The sequence below is a fragment of the Spiribacter halobius genome, assembly GCF_020883455.1.
GTDB lineage: Bacteria > Pseudomonadota > Gammaproteobacteria > Nitrococcales > Nitrococcaceae > Sediminicurvatus > Sediminicurvatus halobius.
The window spans coordinates 3496033-3517054 of sequence record NZ_CP086615.1; the positions used below are offsets into that span (position 1 = coordinate 3496033).

The window sequence follows — 21022 nt, forward strand, 5'->3', positions numbered from 1 at the left end:
CGCAGAGCCCCGACAATACTTCCGAGACGATCAGCATGCTCGCCGCCAGCGTCATCGCCCATCGTGGCGCGTCAGCCGTCGCCCCCGAGAACACCCTTCCCGCACTGGCCGCCGCGGCCGATGCCGGCGCCCGCTGGGTCGAGATCGACGCACAGGTCGTCGCCGACGGCACGGCCGTAGTCTTCCACGACGAGCGCCTCGAGCGCTGCAGCAACGGCCGCGGACAGCTGATCACCGCGGAGTGGCCGGCGCTGCGGCATCTCGACGCCGGAAGCTGGTTCGCGCCGGCGTTCGCCCGCACCCCCATCCCACGCCTGGAGGACGCCCTCGACCTGTGCCGGGAGCGCGACCTTGGCCTGAACCTGGAGCTCAAGGTCAGCCCGGGGGCGCAGCTCGACCGGCTGGCCGAAGGCACCCTGGCGGCTGTTTCCCGGCGGCCGCTGGCGCCGGGGCAGCTGCTGCTGTCCTCGTTCGAGCCGCAACTGCTGGCCCGGTGCCGACAGGCCAAGCCGGCACTGCCCCGGGGGCTCATCTGTCGCCGTGTGCCGCAGGAGCTCGCCACTCTGGCCGCCCGCCTCGAGCTCAGCACTCTGCACCCCGACCACCGTCGCCTGACGGCGAGGGCCATCGCCGCGGCGGAGGCCGTCGGACTCGAGCTCTACGCGTGGACCGTCAACGACGCCACCCGGGCCCGGCGCTGGCTGCAGGCGGGTGTGGCCGGGGTCATCACCGACCAGCCGGCGGCGCTGATCGCGGCCGGGCTCGAGCGCTAGGGAAGCGCCGCCGGGCCGATGTGACTGGACGGGTCGCCGAACGGCATGCATCCTAGGATTCCCTGCGGTGTTCGAGAGCGGGCATTTAGCATTCTTGAGCCGACACTTGCGCGCCTTGGGGATCCGTTGGTAGTGGCACTGGTGTGCATGTCCGCCCTGGAGCGGAAAGCCTAAAGGGTCACTCGGGATCCCCACCTGAACCAGAGGGTTCAAGGGCGTTGTCCGCACGGCACCGCGGGGGCTTTTTTCTTCTGATTGCCGGCGCCGTTGCGCGGGCGCGCCTGAATCAGGCGCATCATCCCTGACTCATCATCGCCTTTCCCGGCGCAGCCGCATCGGGCTGCGAACTTGCCTTGGCGCCTCCGTGCCGTCACCTTTGCGGGTGTGAACGATGCACACCATCAAGGTGCGGCCAACGACAAGCGTTCGCTGCGACGGACACTCCGGGCGCGGCGGCGGGCGCTGGATGGGCGGGCACAGCGGCAGGCGGCGCTGGGCGCCGCCGAGCGGCTGACCCGTCTACCCGCCTGGAGACGGGCACGGCGGGTTGCGCTGTATCTGCCGGCGGACGGCGAGCTGGATCCGAGCGTGATACTGCGGCGCGCCTGGCACGAGGGGCGGCGGATCTGTCTGCCCGTGCTCCGCCCCGACGGCGCGCTCGCCTTTCGGCGGCTGACGGCGGACACGCCGCTGCGGGCCAATCGTCTGGGCCTGCTGGAGCCCGCCGGCCCCCGGGCCGTTGCCGTGCCCCTCGCCCATCTCGACCTCGTGCTGATGCCGCTGGTGGGTTTCGATGCCGCCGGGCGGCGCCTTGGCATGGGCGGCGGTTTCTATGACCGCACCCTGGCCGGGCGCGGGCGCTTTCGCCGGCCGGCACTGGTGGGGCTCGCCCACGAGTGCCAGCGCGTGGGCGAGCTCCCGAGCGAAAGCTGGGACGTACCGCTGGATGCCGTCATCACGGGGCAGCGGCTGTACCGGTTCCCCAGGGGTGGCGCCGGGACCCGCTGACTCCGCTGCGCGGCGTTTCGCGGTCGGAGACCGCTCCTACGGCAGTACCGGGCACGGCCTGGTTTTTGCTGAGGCCTCGCGGGTCATTGCTCGAGGGCGAGCAAGTCGCGATACGTGGTTAGAATGCGGTCGCGAACCGTTCACCCACTCACGACCGGATGGGACCCATGCGCTACTGGCTGATGAAGTCCGAGCCCGATGTCTACGGCATCGAGCACCTCGCCGCGGAGCCGGACCAGACCGACCACTGGGACGGCGTGCGCAACTACCAGGTGCGCAACATGATGCGCGACGAGATGCGCCCGGGCGATCTGGCCTTCTTCTACCACTCCAACACCAAGGTGCCGGGCATCGCCGGCATCATCGAGATCGTCTCCGAGGGCTACCCCGACCATACCGCCTTCGACCCGGAGTCGAAGTACTACGACCCGAAGAGCGATCCGGAGAATCCGCGCTGGTACATGGTGGACGTGCGTCTCGTGCGCCGTCTGCAGCGGCTGATCCCTCTGCCGGAGCTGAAAGCCAACCCCGCGCTCGCGGACATGCCGCTGGTGCGCAAGGGCAACCGGCTGTCGGTCATGCCCGTGACCCCGGAACAGTGGGCGGCGATCCTGGCCATGGAGACGTCGGGTGAGCAGTGACGCGCGCCCCCGCGCGGCGGCAACACCCGCGCGGGTCGTGGTCGATGCGCTGCCGCTGGCGGTGCTCGTGCTGGTGGGCCTCGTCTGGTGGCTCGGCGGCTTCGGCAGCGCCCGCAGCGATGGCCCGCCGCTGGAGCCGCTGCGGGTAGATTCCGCCGCCGAGCTGGAATCCGTTTTCGCCCGCTACGGCTACGAGTGGCCACCCGACCGGGTGCCGGGGCTTGCGCTGCAGCGCTTCCCGCCGGACCTTGACCAGGTACCGGTGGAACAGCGCAAGTCGCTGTTCCTGCGCAGCCTCCTGCCGCTGGTGCTGGCGGAGAACGCGCGCATCGCCGCCGAACGGGACGGCCTGATAGCCGCCCGGGACGGTGAGCTCGATGACGAGGACGCCCGGCGCCTGGTGGCACGGCTTGCCGGGCGCTATGGCGTGGACGGCGCCCCGGATGACCCGGCCACGCTGGAGGCGCTGCTGCGCCGGGTGGACGTCGTGCCACCGGCCCTCGCGCTGGCGCAGGCCGCGAACGAGAGCGGCTGGGGGACGTCGCGCTTTGCGCTGGAAGGGAACAACCTGTTCGGCGAGTGGACCTGGAGCGAGGCGCTGGGGCTGGAGCCGGAGAACCGCGAGGAAGACGCCGGCCACTACGTCCGCCGCTTTCCGAATCTGCGTGCCTCGGTAGCCAGCTATCTGAACAACCTGAACAGCCACGAGGCCTACGCCGACTTCCGCGCGCAGCGCGCCGCCATGCGCGCGGCGGGCCGCCCACGCCGGGCGACCGCGCTGGCCGAGGGGCTGGCCGCCTACTCCGAGCGCGGCGAGGAATACATCGCCGAGCTCCGCACCATGCTCCGCCAGAACGGCCTCGCCGACGCCATCACCGGCGTGGAGATCCTCACCACCGAACAGCTCGCGCAGCGCTAGCCCGGAGATCAACACAACGACACCACGGGCACAACGATTCACAACGTCGATCAGTTCGTTGTGGACCGTTGTGCCCGTGGTGTCGTTGTGTTTAAGAGCCGGTGGCGACCACGTCGGGGCGCGGCGTTCAAACCGCCTTCCAGTAGACCTTCGAGCCGCGCTTGAGGTTGTAGAGCTCGCGGCGGGAGACGGGGAGGTCGTCCAGGCTGGCGGGCTCGAAGCCGTGCTCCAGGAACCAGTGGGCGGTGCGGGTGGTGAGCACGAACACGCGCTCGCAGCCGGCCTCGCGGGCCTGCCGCTCGAGGCGCTCGAGCAGGCGCGCGCCGCGGTGGCCGCCACGGTACTCCGGGTGCACGGCGACGCAGGCGAGCTCGGCCATGGGGGCGTCCGGCATCGGATAGAGCGCGGCACAGGCCACCACCGTGCCCTCCCGCTCCATGACGGTGAAGCGCTCGATCTCGGTTTCCAGCAGCTCGCGGGAGCGCCGCACCAGGGTGCCGTCCCGCTCCAGCGGCTCGATCAGCGCCAGGATGCCGCCGACGTCGTCCACGCTGGCCCGCCGCAGGCGCTCAAACGAGCGCGCCGTTACCAGGGTGCCCACGCCATCACGGGTGAAGAGCTCCATCAGCAGCGCGCCGTCGGTGGCCCGCTCCACCAGGTGCACCCGGGGCACGCCGGACTGGCAGGCCTCCACCGCCCGCGCCAGCTGCCGGCCGATGCCGTCCGCCGGCAGCTGGCCCTGCTCCAGACGGCGACGGGCCTCGTCCACGGTGAGCTCGCCCACAGGCTCGCCCGCGGCGTCCTTCAGGCCCTCGCCCTCGTGCAGGTAGAGCAGCTTGTCCGCCCCGGTGACCCGGGCCACGGCGAGGGCGACGTCCTCGGCATAGAGGTTGAAGACCTCGCCGGTGGGGGAGACGCCGAGCGGCGTGACCACCACCACAGCGCCGTCGTCCAGGCGCTGGCCGATGGCCTCGGCGTCGACCCGGCGCACCTCGCCGGTGTGCAGGTAGTCCACGCCGTCGCGGACGCCGAGCGGGCGGGCGGTGACGAAGTTGCCCGAGGCAGCGCGGATGCGCACTCCGGCCATGGGCGAGTTGGCGAGGCCCATGGAGAGCAGCGCCTCGAGCTGCAGGCGGACGCTGCCGACGGCGTCCTGCACGCACTCCAGGGCGGCGGCGTCGGTGACGCGCAGGCCGTTGACGTAGCGGATCTCCGCGCCGCGGTCCCGCAGCCGGCGCTCGATCTGCGGCCGGGCCCCCGGCACCAGGACCAGGCGCACGCCGAGGCCGTTGAGCAGCGCGAGGTCGTGCACCAGCCCCGCCGCGGCCTGGCCCTCCAGCGCCTCGCCCCCGAAGGCGACCACGAAGGTGCGGCCGCGGTGGGCGTGGATATAGGGCGAGCTATGGCGGAACCAGCGCACGAGCCACTCGTGGTCCATCACGCCGCTCCGGCCGGTTCCAGACAGAAGCGGCGGATAAAGCCGCGCAGCAGGTCCACCGTCGGCTGCAGGCGATCCAGGGCCAGGAACTCGTCCGGCTGATGCGCCTGGGCGATGTCCCCCGGCCCGAGCACCACCACATCCATACCGAGCTGCTGCAGCCAGGGCCCCTCGGTGCCAAAGGCCACCGACCCCGGCTCGGCGCCGGTGAGCGCCCCGGCGGCACGCACGATCTCGGCGCCGGCGTCGGTCTCCAGGGCCGGCTGGCCCGGGAACAGCGAGCGCAGCTCGAGACGGCCGGGGAAATCCTCCAGCAGATGCCGCAGGCGATCGCCGAGCTCGGCGCGCAGCTCCTCGTTGCTCATCCCCGGCAGCGGCCGCAGATCGAGATGCAGCTCGCTGGAGGGGCAGATGCGGTTGGGGTTGTCGCCGCCGTGGATGCAGCCGAGGTTGAGCGTTGGATACGGCACCTCGAAGCGGGCATCGCGATAGCGCTCGGCGAGCTCGCCGCGCCAGCGGATGAGCTCCGGCAGCACCTTGGCCATTGCATCCAGGGCGCTGACGCCAAGGGCCGGGTTGCTGGAGTGGCCGGAGCGCCCGACCAGGCGCACGGACTCCATCATAACGCCCTTGTGCAGGCGAATCGGCGCGAGGTTGGTCGGCTCCCCGATCACGGCATGGCGCCCGAGGCGGTGCCCCGCCTCCACCAGCGCCTTGACGCCGTCCATGCCCGACTCCTCGTCCGCCGTGGCGAGCAGGATCAGCGGCTGCCTCAGGTCTCCGGCGCGCAGGTCGCGGGCCGCCTCGATGGCAAGCGCGAGGAACGCCTTCATGTCGCAGGTGCCGAGGCCGTACAGGCGCCCGTCCCGCTCGGCGAGGCGGAACGGGTCGGAGCTCCAGAGGCCGTCGTCGTAGGGCACGGTGTCGGTATGGCCGGAGAGCACCAGGCCGCCGTCGCCCTTGCCCAGGGTGGCGATGAGGTTGGCCTTCTCCGGGCGGCCGGGCAGCGGCCGCAGGTCGCAGGCAAAGCCCAGCGCCTCCAGCCACTCCGCCAGCCGCTCCACCACGGCCCGGTTGCCCTGGTCGAAGGACGGCTCGACGCTGCTGACCGACGGCAGCGCCACGAGCTCGGCGATCATCCCGGTGACGTCCGGCACCCGTGCGCCCGGCATCAGAGGTCTCCCCAGCTGCTCCGCCGGCGCCAGCGGATTCGGGTGACGATGATGCCCACCAGCATGCCGAAGGCCATGACCCCGGCACCGACCACGAACCAGTCCTGTCGGCTGCGATCGGAAAGCCGCCGCGTCTCGTTGGTGAGGTCCTGGACTTCGCGCTCGAGGTCGATCACCTGCTTCTTCAGCGCCTGGTTCTCGTCGGCGAGCTCCAGCCCCTCGCTGGCCTGCTCCAGCCGGCGCGACATCGCCTCGTTCTCGTCGCGCAGGGACTGGACTTCCGCCACCGTGGACTCGAGCTCCACGCGGGTCGCCTCCAGCGCCTCCTGCAGCCCGGCGTTCTGCTCCCGGAGCCGGGCGAGCTCTTCCGTGGCCTCTTCCAGGCGCACGGCAGCGGCCGGCTGGGACTGCAGATAGCTGGTGCGCATCCAGCCCTCGTTGCCACCGGACCGAACCCGGGTCCACTCGTTGCCGCGCTCCAGGACCTGAACCGGCGTGCCCGAGGGCAGCAGCTGCAGGATGCGGTACTCGTTGCCCGGCCCGCTGCGCAGGTTCAGCCGCAGCTCGTCGGTGACGTAGGCGGTGGACTGGGCACCGGCCGCGCCGACCACGCCGAACAGAACGGCGAACAGCAGCGCCTTGAAGAAACCCTGCACTCCAAATCTCTCCCGTGGGGTCGGCAAGCGTGGGCGGGCAGGCCGCAGCGACCCGCCCATACAGGCGAGGGAGTGTAGCTGATGGCTGCCCCGCTAACGACAGGCACTCCGCTTTCATGGACAATACCGGCCTTCCCGAAGCCCGACGCCGCAAGCCGATGACGCTCCAGCTCCCCGACCTGACGCTCCGCCGTGGCGAGGATCGCCGCCTCCGCGCCGGCCACCCCTGGGTGTTCAGCAACGAGGTGGACAACGACCGCACGCCGCTCAAGGCGTTCGCGCCGGGCGAGCCGGTGTGCCTGCGCGCGGCCGACGGCCGCCCCGTCGGCACCGCCTACGTCAACCCGCATTCGCTGATCTGCGCCCGGCTGATGAGCCGGGATCCGGACCGCGCGCCGGACGGCTCGCTCCTGGTACACCGCCTGAACCTGGCGCTGTCGCTGCGTGAACGGCTGTTCGACGCGCCCTACTACCGGCTGGTGCACGGCGAGGGGGACGGCCTGCCCGGCCTGGTGGTGGACCGCTTCGGCGACACCCTGGTGGCGCAGATCAACACCGCCGGCATGGAGCGCCTGCGTGAGGCACTGGTGGAGGCGCTGCACCGGGTGCTCCGGCCGCGCCACATCCTGCTGCGCTGCGACAGCGCCATGCGCGAGCTGGAGGGGCTGGAGCGCTACATCGAGTGGGCGGGGGACGCCGGCCCGGACACCCTGGACGTGGCGGAGAACGGGGCACGCTTCACGGTGCCGGCGAGCGCCGGCCAGAAGACCGGCTGGTACTACGACCACACGGCCAACCGGGCGCGCATGATGCCGCTGGTGGCGGGCCGGCGGGTGCTCGATCTCTACGGCTACGTCGGGGCCTGGGGCATCGAGGCCGCCCTCGCCGGCGCCGCCGGGGTGCTCACGGTGGACGCCTCGCGGGATGCCGCGGAATGGGCGGGGCGCAACGCCGGCTGGAACGGTGTCGACGACCGCGTGAGCGTCGCCTGCGGCGACGTGCTGGAGGTGCTGGCGGCCCTGCGGGAGGACCGTGAGCGCTTCGACGTGGTCATCGCCGATCCGCCGGCCTTCATCAAGCGCCGCAAGGACCACCGCCAGGGACTGCGCGCCTACCGGCGGCTGAACCAGGCGGCAATGCAGGTGCTCGCCCACGACGGCGTGCTTATCTCCGCCTCCTGCTCGGCGCATCTCGAACGCGACGAGCTGCGCAGCACCCTGCTCGCCGCCGGCCGCCATCTCGACCGTAGCCTGCAGATCGTCGACTTCGGCCGCCAGGGGCCGGACCACCCCGTGCACCCGGCGCTGCCGGAGACGGACTACATCAAGGTGATCACCGCCCGCGTGCTGCCCGCGGACAGCCAGATCTGAACATGGCCCTGCGCTACCCGGACATCGATCCCGTCGCCATCTCCCTCGGCCCCGTGGACATCCACTGGTACGGCCTGATGTACGCCGTCGGCTTCGCCCTTGCCTGGTGGCTCGGGCGGCTGCGGGCGCGCCGGCCGGACACCGCCGTCGCCCCCGGGCAGCTGGACGACCTCGTGGTCTACGCCGCCATCGGCGTCATCGTCGGTGGCCGCATCGGCTACGCGCTCTTCTACGGCACGGAGCGGCTGCTGGCCGACCCGCTGTCGCTGCTGCGCATCTGGGAGGGCGGCATGGCCTTCCACGGCGGGCTGCTCGGCGTCATCCTGATGCTCTGGGTGTTCGCCCGGCGCAGCGGCCAGCCGTTCCTCGCCGTCGGGGACTTCGTGGCGCCGCTGGTGCCCCTCGGCCTCGGCGCCGGGCGGCTCGGCAACTTTATCAACGGCGAGCTCTGGGGAGCGCCCACGTCGGTGCCCTGGGGCATGATCTACCCGCCCCTCGGCCCCGAGCCACGGCACCCTTCACAGCTCTACGAGATGGCGCTGGAAGGTGTGGTGCTGTTCGCCGTCGTGTGGCTGTTCAGCCGCCGGCCGCGGCCGATGGGCAGCGTCGGCGGGCTGTTCATCGCCGGCTACGGCTGCGCCCGCTTCCTGGTGGAGTTCGTGCGCCTGCCCGACGCACACATCGGCTATCTGGCGTGGGGCTGGCTCACCATGGGGCAGGTGCTGTCGTTGCCGATGGTTGTGGGAGGCGCGGCGTTGATGCTCTGGGCCTACCGGCAGCCGCGCGCGAAGGTGGGCGCACAGCGCTAAAGGGCACGCGATGCAGCAGTATCTGGACCTCCTCCGTCACGTCAGGGATCACGGCGTTCGCAAGGATGACCGCACCGGCACCGGCACGCTCTCGGTGTTCGGCTGGCAGATGCGCTTCGATCTGCGGCAGGGCTTTCCGGTGGTCACCACCAAGAAGCTGCACCTGCGCTCGATCATCCACGAGCTGCTGTGGTTCCTCTCCGGCTCGGGGAACATCGCCTACCTCAAGGAGAACAAGGTCCGGATCTGGGACGAGTGGGCGGACGCGAACGGCGACCTCGGGCCGATCTACGGCGTGCAATGGCGCTCCTGGCCGGCGCCGGACGGGCGGCGCATCGACCAGATCAGCCAGGTGGTGGAGCAGATCCGCCGCAACCCGGACTCGCGCCGGCACATCGTCACGGCCTGGAATCCGGGCCAGATCGAGGACATGGGCCTGCCGCCCTGCCACGTGCTTTTCCAGTTCTACGTCGCCGAGGGCCGGCTGTCCTGCCAGCTCTACCAGCGCAGCGCCGATCTCTTCCTCGGCGTGCCGTTCAACATCGCCTCCTACGCCCTGCTCACCCACATGGTGGCGCAGGTGACGAACCTGGAGCCCGGCGAGTTCATCCACACCCTGGGCGACGCCCACCTCTACCTGAACCACCTGGAACAGGCCGACACGCAGCTACAGCGCGAGCCCCTACCCCTGCCGACGCTGCGCCTCAACCCGGACGTCCGCGACCTCTTCGCCTTCCGCTACGAGGACATCCACCTGGAGGGCTACCAGGCCCACCCGCACATCAAGGCGCCTGTGGCGGTGTAATCCAAGGCCTATGGTCATGGAGGACCTGGGTGATGAAACACAACGACACCACGGACACCACGAAGCACGACGCCGGAAGAGAGAATGATGTGGCGAGGGGTGTCCTCGATGCGGCATTTGAGGTTCACCGGGCGCTCGGATCAGGATTGCTGGAATCAAGCTACGAGATCGCGCTATGTCACGAGCTGCGCCTGCGAGGGCTGGCTTTCCGTCGTCAGGTTCCCGTGACCGTAGCCTACAAAGGCGTTCGGCTGGATGCCGCGTATCGAATGGACCTGGTCGCCGAGTGCTGCGTCATCGTCGAGGTAAAGGCCGTTGAACGGCTCGAGCGCATCCACGAGGTCCAGCTACTGACCTACCTGCGCCACACTCAGCTCTGGCTCGGACTACTGATCAACTTTCATGCGCCACTGCTGAGGGACGGCGTACGCCGAGTTGTGCACGGCTCTCCCTCGTTGTGATCCGTTGTGCTCGTTGTGTCGTTGTGTTGAAGACCACCCGTTGATGGAGAGGCAGACTTGAATATCACCCTCGTGGCAGCGATGGCCGAGAATCGAGTCATTGGGCGGGATAACGATCTGCCGTGGCGGTTGCCGGCGGATATGCGGCATTTCGTGGCGCTGACCCGGGGCAGGCCGATCGTGATGGGGCGGCGGAACTTCGAGTCCATCGGCCGGCCCCTGCCGAAGCGGCACAACATCATCCTGACGCGCGACCCCGGTTACTCAGCGCCCGGCTGCACCGTAGTCCATGACGTCGACGCGGCACTGGCAGCCGCCGGTGACGCTCCCGAGGTCATGGTCATCGGCGGCGAGGCGGTCTACCAGGCCTTTCTGCCCATCGCCCATCGCATCGAGCTCACGCTGGTGCGCGCCGAGATCGACGGGGACGTGCACTTCCCGCCCTTCGAGGGGCCCGACTGGGTCCTGGCGGCCGAATCCCACCACCCGGCGGACGCCGACAACCCCTACCCGATGGATTTCCTCCGCTACGAGCGCGCCGCCTGAACTCCGATTCAGCTCGACCATACGCTCGCGTATTGTCAACGGCGTCGCGCACGGCTAGTGTTTCCACCAAGGTCGTTCACGCCATTGGGGACGGCCCGATAATGACACCGGCCGGAAGCGCCGCACATCCAGGAGGAGAGCAATATGCACGGCTTCCCACGCCATACCACCGTCTGCGCCCTCACCGCCCTCGCCCTCGCCGCTGTGGCCGGCAACGCCCAGGCCTCGGGGTTCCAGATCCGCGAGCAGAGCGCGACGGCGCTCGGCAACGCCCTGGCGGGCGCCAGCGCCGGCGGCGCCAGCGGGGACGTCACCCTGGCGGCGTACAATCCCGCGGTCATCGGCTTCGGCCAGGGCAGCGAGATCGGGCTGTTCGGCAGTTATATCTCTCCTACCTTTGATATCACCGACGCCGAAGCCAGCACGAACAGCACCTTCGGCAACGTGCCCTACAGCGGTGACCCTTCGCAGGACGGCTCCACAACGGCGTTCGTGCCCTCATTCGCCGCTCGCTGGGCGCTGGATGACCAGTGGTCGGTAGGCCTCGTCGTCAGTGCGCCCTGGGGTCTGAAGACGGAATACGACCGTGATTTCGTTGGACGCTTCTACGCCATCGAGAGCGACCTGGTGACGAACAACATCAACCCGGTGGTTTCTTTCAACGCGACAGACCGGCTCACCCTTGCGGGCGGCATCCAGGCTCAATACGCGGATGCGACGCTCAGCAACGCCGTGGATTTCGGCACAGTCGGCACGGCGGTAGCTGCGGATCCGAACACACCAGCGATGCTCGCGGCGGCCTTGGGGGCCGCTACGCCCGGCGATCCGAATCAGGAAGGCTTCGCGGAGGTTACGGGAGACGACTGGGCCTTCGGCTTTAACCTCGGGCTGCTATTTCAGGTGTCAGACACCACCCGAATCGGAGCCTCGTACCACTCCGAGATCGATCACGAAATAGAGGGCGATGTCGACTATGAGTCCGACAGCGACGGCATTCGCGATGTGCTGACCGGGGCCAATCTCTTCACCGAATCGGGGGGCTCTGCCAACATCAGCACGCCGGCTACCTTCAGCACCGGTATCGTGCACTCGCTGAACGACCGCTGGACGCTGCTGGGCGAGGTCTCCTGGACCGACTGGAGCAGCTTCGACGAGCTGCGTGTCGAATTCGGGGATGACACGCCCGACAGCGTCAAGGAAGAGGACTGGGAGGATACCTACATGATCTCGGCCGGCGCCGAATACGCCCTGGATGGGCGCTGGACGCTGCGCGGCGGTGTCGGCTTCGACGAATCACCGGTGCAGGACGACACGCGCAGCCCACGCATCCCCGACAGTGACCGCACCTGGATCTCCATTGGCGCCACCTTTGCCCCGAACGAGCGATTCGGCATTACCGGCGCCTTCACGCATGTCATGCTCGATGATGCCTCCATCGACCTGGACGGCGAGAAGGAGAGCAACCAGTTCCGCGGCGACCTGACCGCCGATACCGAGGGCAGTGTCGACATCGTCGCCATTCAGGCCAACTGGCGGTTCTGAGGCCTGGCGCCAGGTCGGCGCCACGGGCGCCCCGCGGGGCGCCCGTATTCATTCCAGCGCCGCGCCACGAATGCCCCGGCAGTGATAGACGCCGCCGGGCGGCAGATTGCGCCACACCGGCACGAAGCGAACGCTGCGGAAGAGTCGCCGGTAGAGGGGACGATACACCCAGGGCATCACCGTGATCTGGCTGAACACCGGATCCCCGGCGCATGCGGCGATCGCATCGAGCACGCGCTGCCGTACCGATGTGGGGAGGCTCGGCATGGGCAGGCCGCTCAGCACCACGTCGAGTCCGGTTACGTTCCGCTCCGCCAGCATGCCCGCCAGCTCGCTCGCGTCGCCCACCACCGCTTCCGCCGCCGGCACGGTCTCCGCCAGCATCGCGGCGAGATCCGGATCGCGCTCGACCGCGATCAGCCGCGACTGCGGGTGCAGCTGCTTCGCTGCGGCGCGGGTAATCGGGCCCGTGCCGGCGCCGAGCTCCAGCACGACCTGCGGACGCGTCGGGTCCAGATAGGCGCACGTCGCCACGGCCAGCGCAGTGCTCGAGGGCGTGAACGCGGCGATCTCGCGGCCATGACGCCACCATTTGCGCACCAGCAGCCGGCGCTCGGCTCGGGAATCGAATCGGGCCTCGGGCACGGTCCTGCGATCGGCGTCTGGCACTCGTTCAGCATGCCTTGCTGGCGTGACCGGGAGATGAATGCGTCGGTCGCGTCCGGAAGCGAAGGCGATCACGTGCACGCCGGCCGGGCGATCAGGCAAGGGGATTCGCCGCGAGGGCGCGGCTCCTACAGGCTTCGATCGGGCCGTGAGGTCACTGGAGGAGCGTTCAAAGGGGTACTCAACACCGCGGCGGAGGGCACGGCGTGTGCTTGGGCGGGGATCGGGGCCGTCTCCCGGGACCCTAGGCGGCAGGGATGCCGCCTTGGAGCGTACAGGGAGGTATTCACAGCGTGTCCCGGGAGACGGCCCCGATCCCCGGCTTGGCACCGTGCATCAAGTCGCGCGAGGGCCGCGGGCGAATGCGACTTTGCTCACCGTTAAGCCATTCGCGGTGCAATGGAATCGTCCCGGGGGACGCGTCGCGCACGGCTTCGCCGTGCACGACCTACCGCTTCATGGACTGGAAGAACTCGGCGTTGGTCTTCGTGTCCTTGAGCTTGTCGAGCAGGAATTCGATGGCGGCGAGCTCGTCCATCGGGTGCAGGAGCTTGCGCAGGATCCAGACCTTCTGCAGCTCGTCCGGGCTCATCAGCAGCTCCTCGCGGCGGGTGCCGGAGCGGTTGATGTTGATGGCCGGATAGATGCGCTTCTCGGAGACCCGGCGATCCAGGTGGATCTCCATGTTGCCGGTGCCCTTGAACTCCTCGTAGATCACGTCGTCCATGCGCGAGCCCGTCTCCACCAGCGAGGTGGCGATGATGCTCAGGCTGCCGCCCTCCTCGATGTTGCGGGCGGCGCCGAAGAAGCGCTTGGGCCGGTGCAGGGCGTTGGCGTCGACGCCGCCGGTGAGCACCTTGCCGGAGCTCGGCACTACCGTGTTGTAGGCGCGGGCCAGACGGGTGATGGAGTCGAGCAGGATGACCACGTCATGCTTGTGCTCCACCAGGCGCTTGGCCTTCTCGATCACCATCTCGGCGACCTGCACGTGGCGGCTCGCCGGCTCGTCGAAGGTGGAGGAGACCACCTCGCCGCGCACCGTGCGCTGCATCTCCGTGACCTCCTCCGGGCGCTCGTCGATCAGCAGCACGATGACGTAGCACTCGGGGAAGTTGCCGGTGATGGACTGCGCGATGTTCTGGAGCAGCATCGTCTTGCCGGCCTTCGGCGGCGAAACGATCAGCGCGCGCTGGCCCTTGCCGATGGGCGCGGTGAGGTCGATGACCCGGGCGGTGAGGTCCTCGGTGGAGCCGTTGCCCCGCTCCAGCGTCATCCGCTCCTTCGGGAACAGCGGCGTCAGGTTCTCGAACAGAACCTTGTGCTTGGCCGCCTCGGGCTTCTCGAAGTTGATCTCGCTGACCTTGAGCAGCGCGAAGTAGCGCTCCCCCTCCTTCGGCGGGCGGATCTTGCCGGACACCGTGTCGCCGGTGCGCAGGTTGAAGCGCCGGATCTGGCTCGGCGAGACGTAGATGTCGTCCGGGCCGGCCATGTAGGAGCTGTTGGCCGAGCGCAGGAAGCCGAAGCCGTCCTGCAGGATTTCCAGGACGCCGTCGCCCCAGATGTCCTCCCCCTTCTTGGCGTGCGCCTTGAGCAGGGAGAAGATGACGTCCTGCTTGCGCGAGCGGGCCATGCCCTCGACGCCCAGCTCCTGGGCGAGCTCGACCAGCTCGGTGGCGGGTTTCTGCTTGAGTTCGGTGAGATTCATCATCGGATTTTCAGAGGGGATTGAGCCAGCGGCGGCCGGGGAAACCGGACCTGCCCGATCAAGCCGGTCGCCTGCCGGAGCCGGGTGATATCCCGGGGGTCAGGTGCCGGAGCCTTTTTGGGCCACCGTGGGATGGCGACCATCATTGGAATCGTTCTCGCGCCGGGCGGCGGGGCCGACGGCGCAGTCGCCGCCGGCCGGGCGTCTGGCGTGGCGCCCGATCAGATATTGCTGTCAATGAAGGCAGCGAGCTGGGACTTGGACAGCGCGCCCACCTTCGTGGCCTCCACATTGCCGTTCTTGAACAGCATCAGCGTGGGAATGCCGCGAATGCCGAACTTCGGCGGCGTCTCCGGGTTGTCGTCGATGTTGAGCTTGGCGATCTTGAGCTTGCCGTTGTAGGTATCGGCAACCTCTTCCAGGATCGGCGCGATCATCTTGCAGGGGCCGCACCACTCGGCCCAGTAATCAACGAGCACGGGCTGATCCGATTTCAGCACCTCCTGCTCGAAGGTGTCATCGGAGACGTGGACGATACTGTCGCTCACGACGGGAGACCTCCAGGAAACGCTAGCTTCGGTCGAAAAGTGAGGGGTACCAGCGGCAGGATCCGCTCTCAACGTTAAGGACGCGCCGGGGCAGACGGCGAACCGGATATCGTAAGGGGAGTTTGCGCCGAATGCGCGAATTAGCGGTAGCCTAGCCCCCCGTCCCGGGAGTGTCAACGCCGCCCGTGGCTGGCCGCTAGCCCGCCTATCTCACCGATTCGCGCAGCGAGGGCGTGGAGATGGCGGGCAGGAGATGGGCAGCGCAGAACCCTTCCCGCGGGCCTCTGCGCTGCCCAACGCGCGGGAGAGTCCGGGCGCGCAGGCGTACTCGACAGTACGTCGAGCACCCGGACCGAGCGCAACGCAGGACTGCCCGCCAGATCCGCGACCGCAGCCGTGAATCGGTGAGATGGGCGGGCTAGAGGCTGGCATCCGCCGTCGCGCTTCCCGCACCATGTCGTTCTGCCAAGGTCAACCGGACCCTGCCCATGTCGCGCCCCAAGCCGGAAACCCTCGCCGTGCGCACTGTCGCCCGCTCGCGGCTGTTTCATGTGCAGGCCGTGAGCCTGCGCTTCGCCAACGGTGTCGAGGTGGACTTCGAGCGCCTCGCACCGGGCGGCGGCAGTGGAGCCGTGCTGGTGGTTCCGGTACGCGCGGACGGGTTCATCCTGCTCATCCGGGAATACGCTGCGGGCACGGATCGCTACGAGCTCGGCCTGCCCAAGGGCCGCATGGAGGACGGTGAGGACCCGCTGGTCACCGCGGTGCGCGAGCTGCGCGAGGAAACGGGATTCGGCGCACGACGGGTGGAGCCACTGCGGGTGATGAGCCTCGCCCCCGGCTACAGCGCCCACCAGACCCACATCGTGCTCGCGCGCGATCTGTATCCCGATCCGCTGCCGGGGGACGAGCCCGAGGAGATCGAGGTGGTGCCCTGGCCGCTGGACGATCTGCACGGGCTGCTGGCGCGGGAGGATTTCACCGAGGCCCGCAGCGTCGCCGCAATGTACCTGGCCCGCGACGCCCTCGCCGACGACGGAGACCGACTGCATGAGTGACCTCGACCCGGGCATGCTCGCCGACTACGTGATCGGCATCGCCGAACGCGCCGGCGGCGAGATTCTCAACGTCTACCAGGGCGACTTCCACGTCGAGACCAAGGATGACGACTCGCCGCTCACCGCCGCCGACCGCGCGGCGCACGCCTGCATCAGCCTCGGCCTGCGCGAGCTCACCCCGCAGGTCCCGGTGCTCTCGGAAGAGGACGGCTTCCCGGATTTCGAGGAACGGCGCCACTGGCCGCGCTACTGGCTGGTGGACCCGCTCGACGGCACCAAGGAGTTCATCAAGCGCAACGGCGAGTTCACGGTGAACATCGCGCTGGTGGAGGATGGCGTACCCGTTCTCGGCGTGGTCCACGCGCCGGTGCTCGCGCGCAGCTACCTGGGCGTGCTCGGGGAAGGCGCCGAGCGGCGCGACGAGGGCGGCCGCACCCGCATCGCGACCCGAGCCCTGGGCGATGCGCCGCTGACGCTGGTGGTCAGCCGCTCGCACCGGGACGCTGCCGTGGACCGGCTGCTGGAGCGCCTGCCGGCCTGCGAGACCACCTCCGTGGGCAGCTCGCTCAAGTTCTGCCTGGTGGCCGAGGGCCTCGCCGATCTCTATCCCCGCTTCGGCCCCACCTCGGAGTGGGACACGGCCGCCGCCCAGTGCCTGGTGGAGGCCGCCGGCGGCGCCGTCACCCGGGTCGACGGCACGCCGCTTCGCTACAACCGCAAGGCCTCGGTGCTCAACCCGGACTTCCTCGCCTATGGCGATCCGGCGCACGACTGGACCCGGTATCTCGAAGGCTTCGCCCTGAACGAGCGGTAGAAGACTGACGGGAACCCTCGGCCCGCGCGAGACTCTCAGCCAGCGGTGGCGGGCCCCGTGTTGCCTTTTCGGTCGGAAGTAGAACCATGCCCGATGCCGGAATTGACCGCGACCGCCGCCGTCTGCTGCAGGCCATCGCGGCACTGGCGGCGAGCCCCTGGGCGGCGCTGCTGCCGGCCGTCGGCGCCGCGGCGACACCGAGCGCCCTGGGCCCGGCGCAGCCGTTTACCTTCGAGGCGCTGAGGCGCCGCGCCAGGGACCTCGCTGCCCGCCCGTACCAGGCTGCCCCTGCCCCGCACTCGGACCTGCTGGACGCCATCGACTACGACGCCAGCCAGCGCATCCGCTACCGGCCCGAGGCCACGCTCTGGCGGGACAAGCCGTCCGCACCGCCGCTGCAGCTGTTCCATCCCGGACGCCACGCCCAGCGCCCGGTGGGGATCCACCTGGTCAGCGACGGTCAGGCGCGGCGGGTCCGCTTCGATCCGGCACTGTTCGACTACGGCGCCACGGGCATCGGCGAGCGGCTGCCGGAAGGCGTCGGCTTCGCCGGCTTCCGCGCCCTGCACCGGGACCGCCCCGGCGACTGGCTGGCGTTCCAGGGAGCGAGCTATTTCCGCGCCGCCGGACCGCTGGATCAGTACGGGCTCTCGGCCCGGGGCATCGCGGTGGACACCGCGACCCCGGGACGCAACGAGGAATTCCCCCGCTTCACCGACCTCTGGCTCGAGCCCGGGCAGAACGAGGGGCACGCGTTGACCGTCCACGCCCTGCTGGACGGGCCGAGCCTTGCGGGCGCCTACCGGTTCCACTGCAGCGGACCCGGCGCGACGCGCATGGATGTACGCGCCGAGCTCTTTCCCCGCCGCGAGATCACGGGCCTCGGCATCGCCCCATTGACCAGCATGTTCTGGTACGGCGAGACCCACGGCGGCCCCGACTGGCGCCCGGAGATCCACGACAGCGACGGCCTGGCGCTCTGGACCGGCAGCGGCGAGCGCCTCTGGCGGCCGCTCAACAATCCGCCCCGGCTGCAGACCAGCGCCTTCCGGGACCGCAACCCGCGGGGCTTCGGCCTGATGCAGCGCGACCGCGTCTTCAGCCACTACCAGGACGACGGCGTCTTCTACGATCGCCGCCCGAGCGCCTGGGTCGCCCCCCGGGGCGACTGGGGCGAAGGCGTCGTCGAGCTCGTCGAGATCCCTACGGACGACGAGATCTACGACAACATCGTCTGCTACTGGCGCCCCGCCGAGCCCATTCCCGCCGGCGGGCATCGCCGCTATGACTACCACCTGCACTGGGTCGCCGAGCATCCGGACCCACCCGAGGCGGTGGGGCGCGCCCGCGCAACCCGCAGCGGCCGCGCCGGCCGCCCAGGCCAGCCCGAGACCTACCACCCCAACGGGGTCAAATATGTGGTGGACTTCGAAGGCGGCCCGCTCGCCGGGCTCGAGCAGCGCTTCGACGTGGAGATGGTGGTCACCGCCAGCCGCGGCGAGGTGCGACGCCCCTACGCCCTGAAGGTGGTGGACACGCCGTACTGGCGCGGCGCGTTCGATCTCATCGCGGAGGGCGCGGAGCCGGTGGAGCTGCGGGCTTTCCTGAGGCTGGACGGGCGCGCGCTCACAGAGACCTGGGCGTACCAGCACTGGCCGGCGCGCTGATCGCGCGCCGGCCAGTGCTGGTAGTGGCAAGTTCAAGGTTCAACGTTCAAAGATCCGTAGGTCGTGCGCGGCGCAGCCGCGTGCGACATCTCCCTTTGAACTTTGAACTTTGAACTTTGAACTCAACGCTCAAGGAGCGTTCGCACCGCCCCCAGCAAGACCTCCGCCCCCTGCTCGATATCCGCATCCTCCGTGCGTTCCTCCGGGACGTGGCTCGCGCCGTCGACGCTTGGGACGAACAGCATCGCGGCCTCGGTGATGCGGGTGAGGATGGCGGCGTCGTGGAGGGCGCCGCTGGCGAGGCGCCGATGGGAGATGCCGAGATGCCGGGCGGTCTCCTCGAGCAGTTCCACCAGCACCGGGGCGCAGGCGACGGGCTCGCTGCGGGCGGTGCGCTCGCGCTGGTGGCGGAGGCCGCGACGCTCCGCGATGGCCTCGATGGCGGCGGCGAGGGTCGCCACCGCGTCGTCCAGGCGCTCGGCATGTACGTCGCGCACGTCGAGGCTGAGCTCCACCGCCCCCGGGACGACGTTCGCGGCGTTGGGGCGGCAGAGCAGGCGGCCCACGGTGGCGACGGTGTCCGGGCGGGCGGGCTCGCCGGCCAGGCGCTCGGCGGCGAGCACCACCTCGGCGGCGGCGGCGAGGGCGTCGCGGCGCAGCGGCATGGGGGTGGTGCCGGCGTGGTCGGCGCGGCCCTCCAGACGCAGGCGGTGGTTCTCGCTGCCGGCGATGCACTCGACGATGCCCACGGGGACCCCGGCGCTCTCGAGCACCCGCCCCTGCTCGATATGCACCTCGAGCATCGCGCGCACCGACTCCGGCCGCAGACGATCATCCGCCAGACGGGCCGGATCGCAGGCGAAGGCCCGCGCGGCCTCCGCCAGGCTGCGCCCGGACTCGTCGCGCAGCTCGCCGGTGGCCTCCGCCGGCAGCGCCCCGGTGAGGAGCTGGCTGCCGGCGAGGGGGCAGCGGAAGGTGGCGCCCTCCTCCTCGACGAAGGCGATCACCTCCAGCGGGCGGGCGGGCCGCACGCCCTCGCGTACCAGCACCTCCATCACCTCGAGCCCGAGCACCACGCCGAGCACGCCGTCCAGATCCCCACCGTGGGGGACGCTGTCCAGGTGCGAGCCCACCAGCACCGCCGGGGCTGCGGCGTCGCTGCTGGGCAGGCGCAGGCGCACGCTGCCGATGGCATCGAGCCGGGCCTCGGCTCCGAGGCCCGCCGCGTGCGCCATCACGTACTCGCAGGCCGCACGGTACTCGGGGGAGTAGCTCATGCGCGTCGCACCCTCGCCGGGGCTCGCAGTGAACCCGGCGATGCGCTCGATGTGGCCCCGGACGCGATCGACGTTCACCCTCATCCGTCTCCGTCCTCCGCTACGATGTAGTCCACGTGCATCTCCTCCTGGCCGCTGAGGCTCACGATCCGTCCGTCCTCCACCATCACGTTGGGCTCGAAGGCGAGCCGCCCGAGCAGCTGCCCCTCCTGCACCACCGCCGCGTCCAGGTACAGCGCCGCACAGTTGTGCCGCCCGGCGAGCAGGCGCTCATCCGGGGTCTCCACGGCAACCGCCCGGCCTCCGGCATCCACCAGCACCCGCGGCTCCTTCCCCGGACGCAGCGGCGTGCCCGCGCGCACGCAGACCCTACCCGCCGGCGCTGGCGGCGGGCAGAGCACGCCGAGGGCGATCTCCGCCGCCAGCGCCGCGAGGCTGCCCACCGGGCGGATCGCGTTGTGCAGCACGGCGACCTGTGCGCCGCCAGCCGCGCGCAGCGCGTGACCCAGGTCCCGCCGGCGCCCGACGCGGGCACTGTTCGCGGCGTGCAGTCCGCCGCGGAGGTCCAGCGCGATGAGCCCCGCGTCGGCCTCGGGCTCGGCGGCCAGTACCGCCTCCACCGCCTCCCGCGCCCCCGCGCCCTCCTCCAGCGCCTCCAGCACCAGCCGATTAAGGGGCCGGCCGGCACGGCCAGCCGCGTTGGGCAGCCGATGCCCGGTGACGAGCCCCGCGCCACGGGCCGCCGGCACGAACTGCGCGAGGGGCTCCGGGCGATCCGGCCCGCTCGACATGAGCGCCGCGAAGGGCGCTTCGGCAACGGCCGGCGGCGGCTCGGCGCCCGTGCGCTCGCCGGCGGTGAACAGCGTCCGGCTGCCACCGCGCTGGGTGGCCGCCCGGTGCAGGACGCCGTGCGCATCCAGGGCCGCGAAGGCGGCGAAGCCGCCGATGGCCCCCTCCGCCACCCGCTCCACGGCGGCGAGGGCCCGGTAGACGGCGAGCCCGGCCCGTGGCCCGGAGGCGGCGATGCCAATGGTCATGCGGATGCTCCACCTGCGTTGGCAAAGGCAGCGCGGAATGTGGCGCCTCTTACCGGGCACGGCCTACGGTTCACTGCCGCGGTCGCGGTCCACGGCTGCGTCTGGTACAG

Annotated in this window: 21 protein-coding genes and 1 other RNA gene; 14 read left to right on the forward strand and 8 right to left on the reverse strand. The window is 70.2% G+C overall.

The window, feature by feature from the left end:
* Positions 1-35: 35 nt before the first annotated feature.
* The 5 genes from LMH63_RS16355 (at position 36) to LMH63_RS16375 (ending at position 3341) form a co-directional block, all read left to right on the forward strand.
* On the forward strand, positions 36-773 hold the full coding sequence (locus LMH63_RS16355) for a glycerophosphodiester phosphodiesterase family protein (RefSeq protein ID WP_109678722.1): 738 nt from the start codon (positions 36-38) through the stop codon (positions 771-773).
* Positions 774-829: 56 nt separating this feature from the next.
* Positions 830-1018, forward strand: a non-coding RNA gene (ssrS, locus tag LMH63_RS16360) — 6S RNA.
* A gap of 103 nt (positions 1019-1121) precedes the next feature.
* A complete protein-coding gene (locus LMH63_RS16365) occupies positions 1122-1781 on the forward strand; it encodes a 5-formyltetrahydrofolate cyclo-ligase (RefSeq protein ID WP_229332631.1) in 660 nt (219 codons plus the stop codon).
* A 167-nt stretch (positions 1782-1948) separates the two neighbouring features.
* Positions 1949-2422: an EVE domain-containing protein gene (locus LMH63_RS16370; RefSeq protein WP_109678723.1), complete on the forward strand. Its 474-nt coding sequence runs from the start codon at positions 1949-1951 to the stop codon at positions 2420-2422.
* Complete coding sequence (locus tag LMH63_RS16375) at positions 2412-3341, forward strand: glucosaminidase domain-containing protein (RefSeq protein WP_109678724.1); 930 nt, start codon at positions 2412-2414, stop codon at positions 3339-3341. The genes LMH63_RS16370 and LMH63_RS16375 overlap by 11 nt, the downstream gene beginning before the upstream one ends.
* 127 nt (positions 3342-3468) lie before the next feature.
* On the opposite strand, the gene argA is transcribed toward LMH63_RS16375, so the two are convergent.
* Genes argA through LMH63_RS16390 form a run of 3 tightly spaced genes read right to left on the reverse strand, consistent with a single transcriptional unit; the run spans position 3469 to position 6607 of the window.
* Positions 3469-4779, reverse strand: a complete 1311-nt coding sequence (argA, locus tag LMH63_RS16380; RefSeq protein ID WP_109678725.1) for an amino-acid N-acetyltransferase — start codon at positions 4777-4779, stop codon at positions 3469-3471.
* A complete protein-coding gene (gene argE / locus LMH63_RS16385) occupies positions 4779-5951 on the reverse strand; it encodes an acetylornithine deacetylase (RefSeq protein ID WP_109678726.1) in 1173 nt (390 codons plus the stop codon). The genes argA and argE overlap by 1 nt, the downstream gene beginning before the upstream one ends.
* Positions 5951-6607 (reverse strand): TIGR04211 family SH3 domain-containing protein, encoded by a 657-nt coding sequence (locus LMH63_RS16390; protein WP_158280372.1) that lies wholly within the window; start codon positions 6605-6607, stop codon positions 5951-5953. The genes argE and LMH63_RS16390 overlap by 1 nt, the downstream gene beginning before the upstream one ends.
* Positions 6608-6765: 158 nt before the next feature.
* Between LMH63_RS16390 and LMH63_RS16395 the strand changes: the two genes are divergently transcribed.
* The 6 genes from LMH63_RS16395 (at position 6766) to LMH63_RS16420 (ending at position 12140) form a co-directional block, all read left to right on the forward strand.
* On the forward strand, positions 6766-7977 hold the full coding sequence (locus LMH63_RS16395; RefSeq protein ID WP_109678758.1) for a class I SAM-dependent rRNA methyltransferase: 1212 nt from the start codon (positions 6766-6768) through the stop codon (positions 7975-7977).
* Between the two features lie 2 nt (positions 7978-7979).
* A complete protein-coding gene (lgt, locus tag LMH63_RS16400) occupies positions 7980-8786 on the forward strand; it encodes a prolipoprotein diacylglyceryl transferase (RefSeq protein WP_109678728.1) in 807 nt (268 codons plus the stop codon).
* A 10-nt stretch (positions 8787-8796) separates the two neighbouring features.
* Positions 8797-9591, forward strand: a complete 795-nt coding sequence (locus LMH63_RS16405) for a thymidylate synthase (protein ID WP_109678729.1) — start codon at positions 8797-8799, stop codon at positions 9589-9591.
* Positions 9592-9623: 32 nt separating this feature from the next.
* Positions 9624-10052: a GxxExxY protein gene (locus LMH63_RS16410; protein ID WP_109678730.1), complete on the forward strand. Its 429-nt coding sequence runs from the start codon at positions 9624-9626 to the stop codon at positions 10050-10052.
* 57 nt (positions 10053-10109) lie between these two features.
* Positions 10110-10598 (forward strand): dihydrofolate reductase, encoded by a 489-nt coding sequence (locus tag LMH63_RS16415; protein ID WP_109678731.1) that lies wholly within the window; start codon positions 10110-10112, stop codon positions 10596-10598.
* Positions 10599-10802: 204 nt separating this feature from the next.
* Positions 10803-12140, forward strand: a complete 1338-nt coding sequence (locus LMH63_RS16420; protein ID WP_158280373.1) for an OmpP1/FadL family transporter — start codon at positions 10803-10805, stop codon at positions 12138-12140.
* Between the two features lie 48 nt (positions 12141-12188).
* Here LMH63_RS16420 and LMH63_RS16425 read toward each other — a convergent pair whose 3' ends face one another.
* The 3 genes from LMH63_RS16425 to trxA all read right to left on the reverse strand — a co-directional run bounded on the left by LMH63_RS16425 (position 12189) and on the right by trxA (position 15059).
* Entirely contained in the window at positions 12189-12785 is a 597-nt protein-coding gene (locus LMH63_RS16425; RefSeq protein WP_109678733.1) for a methyltransferase domain-containing protein, read from the reverse strand.
* Between the two features lie 469 nt (positions 12786-13254).
* Positions 13255-14511 (reverse strand): transcription termination factor Rho, encoded by a 1257-nt coding sequence (gene rho / locus LMH63_RS16430; RefSeq protein WP_109678759.1) that lies wholly within the window; start codon positions 14509-14511, stop codon positions 13255-13257.
* 221 nt (positions 14512-14732) lie between these two features.
* A complete protein-coding gene (gene trxA / locus LMH63_RS16435; protein ID WP_109678734.1) occupies positions 14733-15059 on the reverse strand; it encodes a thioredoxin TrxA in 327 nt (108 codons plus the stop codon).
* A 488-nt stretch (positions 15060-15547) separates the two neighbouring features.
* Here trxA and nudE point away from each other — a divergent pair, with 488 nt between their 5' ends.
* From nudE to LMH63_RS16450, 3 genes are all read left to right on the forward strand, one after another.
* Positions 15548-16117 carry an ADP compounds hydrolase NudE gene (nudE, locus tag LMH63_RS16440; RefSeq protein WP_109678735.1) on the forward strand — a complete coding sequence of 190 codons (570 nt, stop codon included), beginning with the start codon at positions 15548-15550 and terminating at the stop codon, positions 16115-16117.
* On the forward strand, positions 16110-16931 hold the full coding sequence (gene cysQ / locus LMH63_RS16445; protein WP_109678736.1) for a 3'(2'),5'-bisphosphate nucleotidase CysQ: 822 nt from the start codon (positions 16110-16112) through the stop codon (positions 16929-16931). Before nudE ends, cysQ begins: the two co-directional genes overlap by 8 nt.
* 86 nt (positions 16932-17017) lie before the next feature.
* Complete coding sequence (locus LMH63_RS16450; RefSeq protein WP_109678737.1) at positions 17018-18598, forward strand: OpgD/OpgG family glucan biosynthesis protein; 1581 nt, start codon at positions 17018-17020, stop codon at positions 18596-18598.
* A 122-nt stretch (positions 18599-18720) separates the two neighbouring features.
* Here the strand turns inward: LMH63_RS16450 and LMH63_RS16455 are convergent, their stop codons facing one another.
* Complete coding sequence (locus LMH63_RS16455; RefSeq protein WP_158280374.1) at positions 18721-19953, reverse strand: Zn-dependent hydrolase; 1233 nt, start codon at positions 19951-19953, stop codon at positions 18721-18723.
* Positions 19954-19955: 2 nt separating this feature from the next.
* Positions 19956-20912, reverse strand: a complete 957-nt coding sequence (locus tag LMH63_RS16460) for a DUF6963 family protein (protein ID WP_158280375.1) — start codon at positions 20910-20912, stop codon at positions 19956-19958.
* Between the last annotated feature and the right edge of the window lie 110 nt (positions 20913-21022).

Excerpts from the sequence above, each read along its gene's own strand:
- LMH63_RS16355 (WP_109678722.1), top strand. The coding sequence starts at position 36 with ATGCTCGCCGCCAGCGTCATCGCCCATCGTGGCGCGTCAGCCGTCGCC.
- LMH63_RS16370 (WP_109678723.1), top strand. The coding sequence starts at position 1,949 with ATGCGCTACTGGCTGATGAAGTCCGAGCCCGATGTCTACGGCATCGAG.
- argA (WP_109678725.1), bottom strand. The coding sequence starts at position 4,779 with ATGGACCACGAGTGGCTCGTGCGCTGGTTCCGCCATAGCTCGCCCTAT.
- argE (WP_109678726.1), bottom strand. The coding sequence starts at position 5,951 with ATGCCGGGCGCACGGGTGCCGGACGTCACCGGGATGATCGCCGAGCTC.
- LMH63_RS16395 (WP_109678758.1), top strand. The coding sequence starts at position 6,766 with ATGACGCTCCAGCTCCCCGACCTGACGCTCCGCCGTGGCGAGGATCGC.
- lgt (WP_109678728.1), top strand. The coding sequence starts at position 7,980 with ATGGCCCTGCGCTACCCGGACATCGATCCCGTCGCCATCTCCCTCGGC.
- LMH63_RS16405 (WP_109678729.1), top strand. The coding sequence starts at position 8,797 with ATGCAGCAGTATCTGGACCTCCTCCGTCACGTCAGGGATCACGGCGTT.
- LMH63_RS16410 (WP_109678730.1), top strand. The coding sequence starts at position 9,624 with ATGAAACACAACGACACCACGGACACCACGAAGCACGACGCCGGAAGA.
- rho (WP_109678759.1), bottom strand. The coding sequence starts at position 14,511 with ATGAATCTCACCGAACTCAAGCAGAAACCCGCCACCGAGCTGGTCGAG.
- nudE (WP_109678735.1), top strand. The coding sequence starts at position 15,548 with ATGTCGCGCCCCAAGCCGGAAACCCTCGCCGTGCGCACTGTCGCCCGC.
- cysQ (WP_109678736.1), top strand. The coding sequence starts at position 16,110 with ATGAGTGACCTCGACCCGGGCATGCTCGCCGACTACGTGATCGGCATC.
- LMH63_RS16450 (WP_109678737.1), top strand. The coding sequence starts at position 17,018 with ATGCCCGATGCCGGAATTGACCGCGACCGCCGCCGTCTGCTGCAGGCC.
- LMH63_RS16460 (WP_158280375.1), bottom strand. The coding sequence starts at position 20,912 with ATGACCATTGGCATCGCCGCCTCCGGGCCACGGGCCGGGCTCGCCGTC.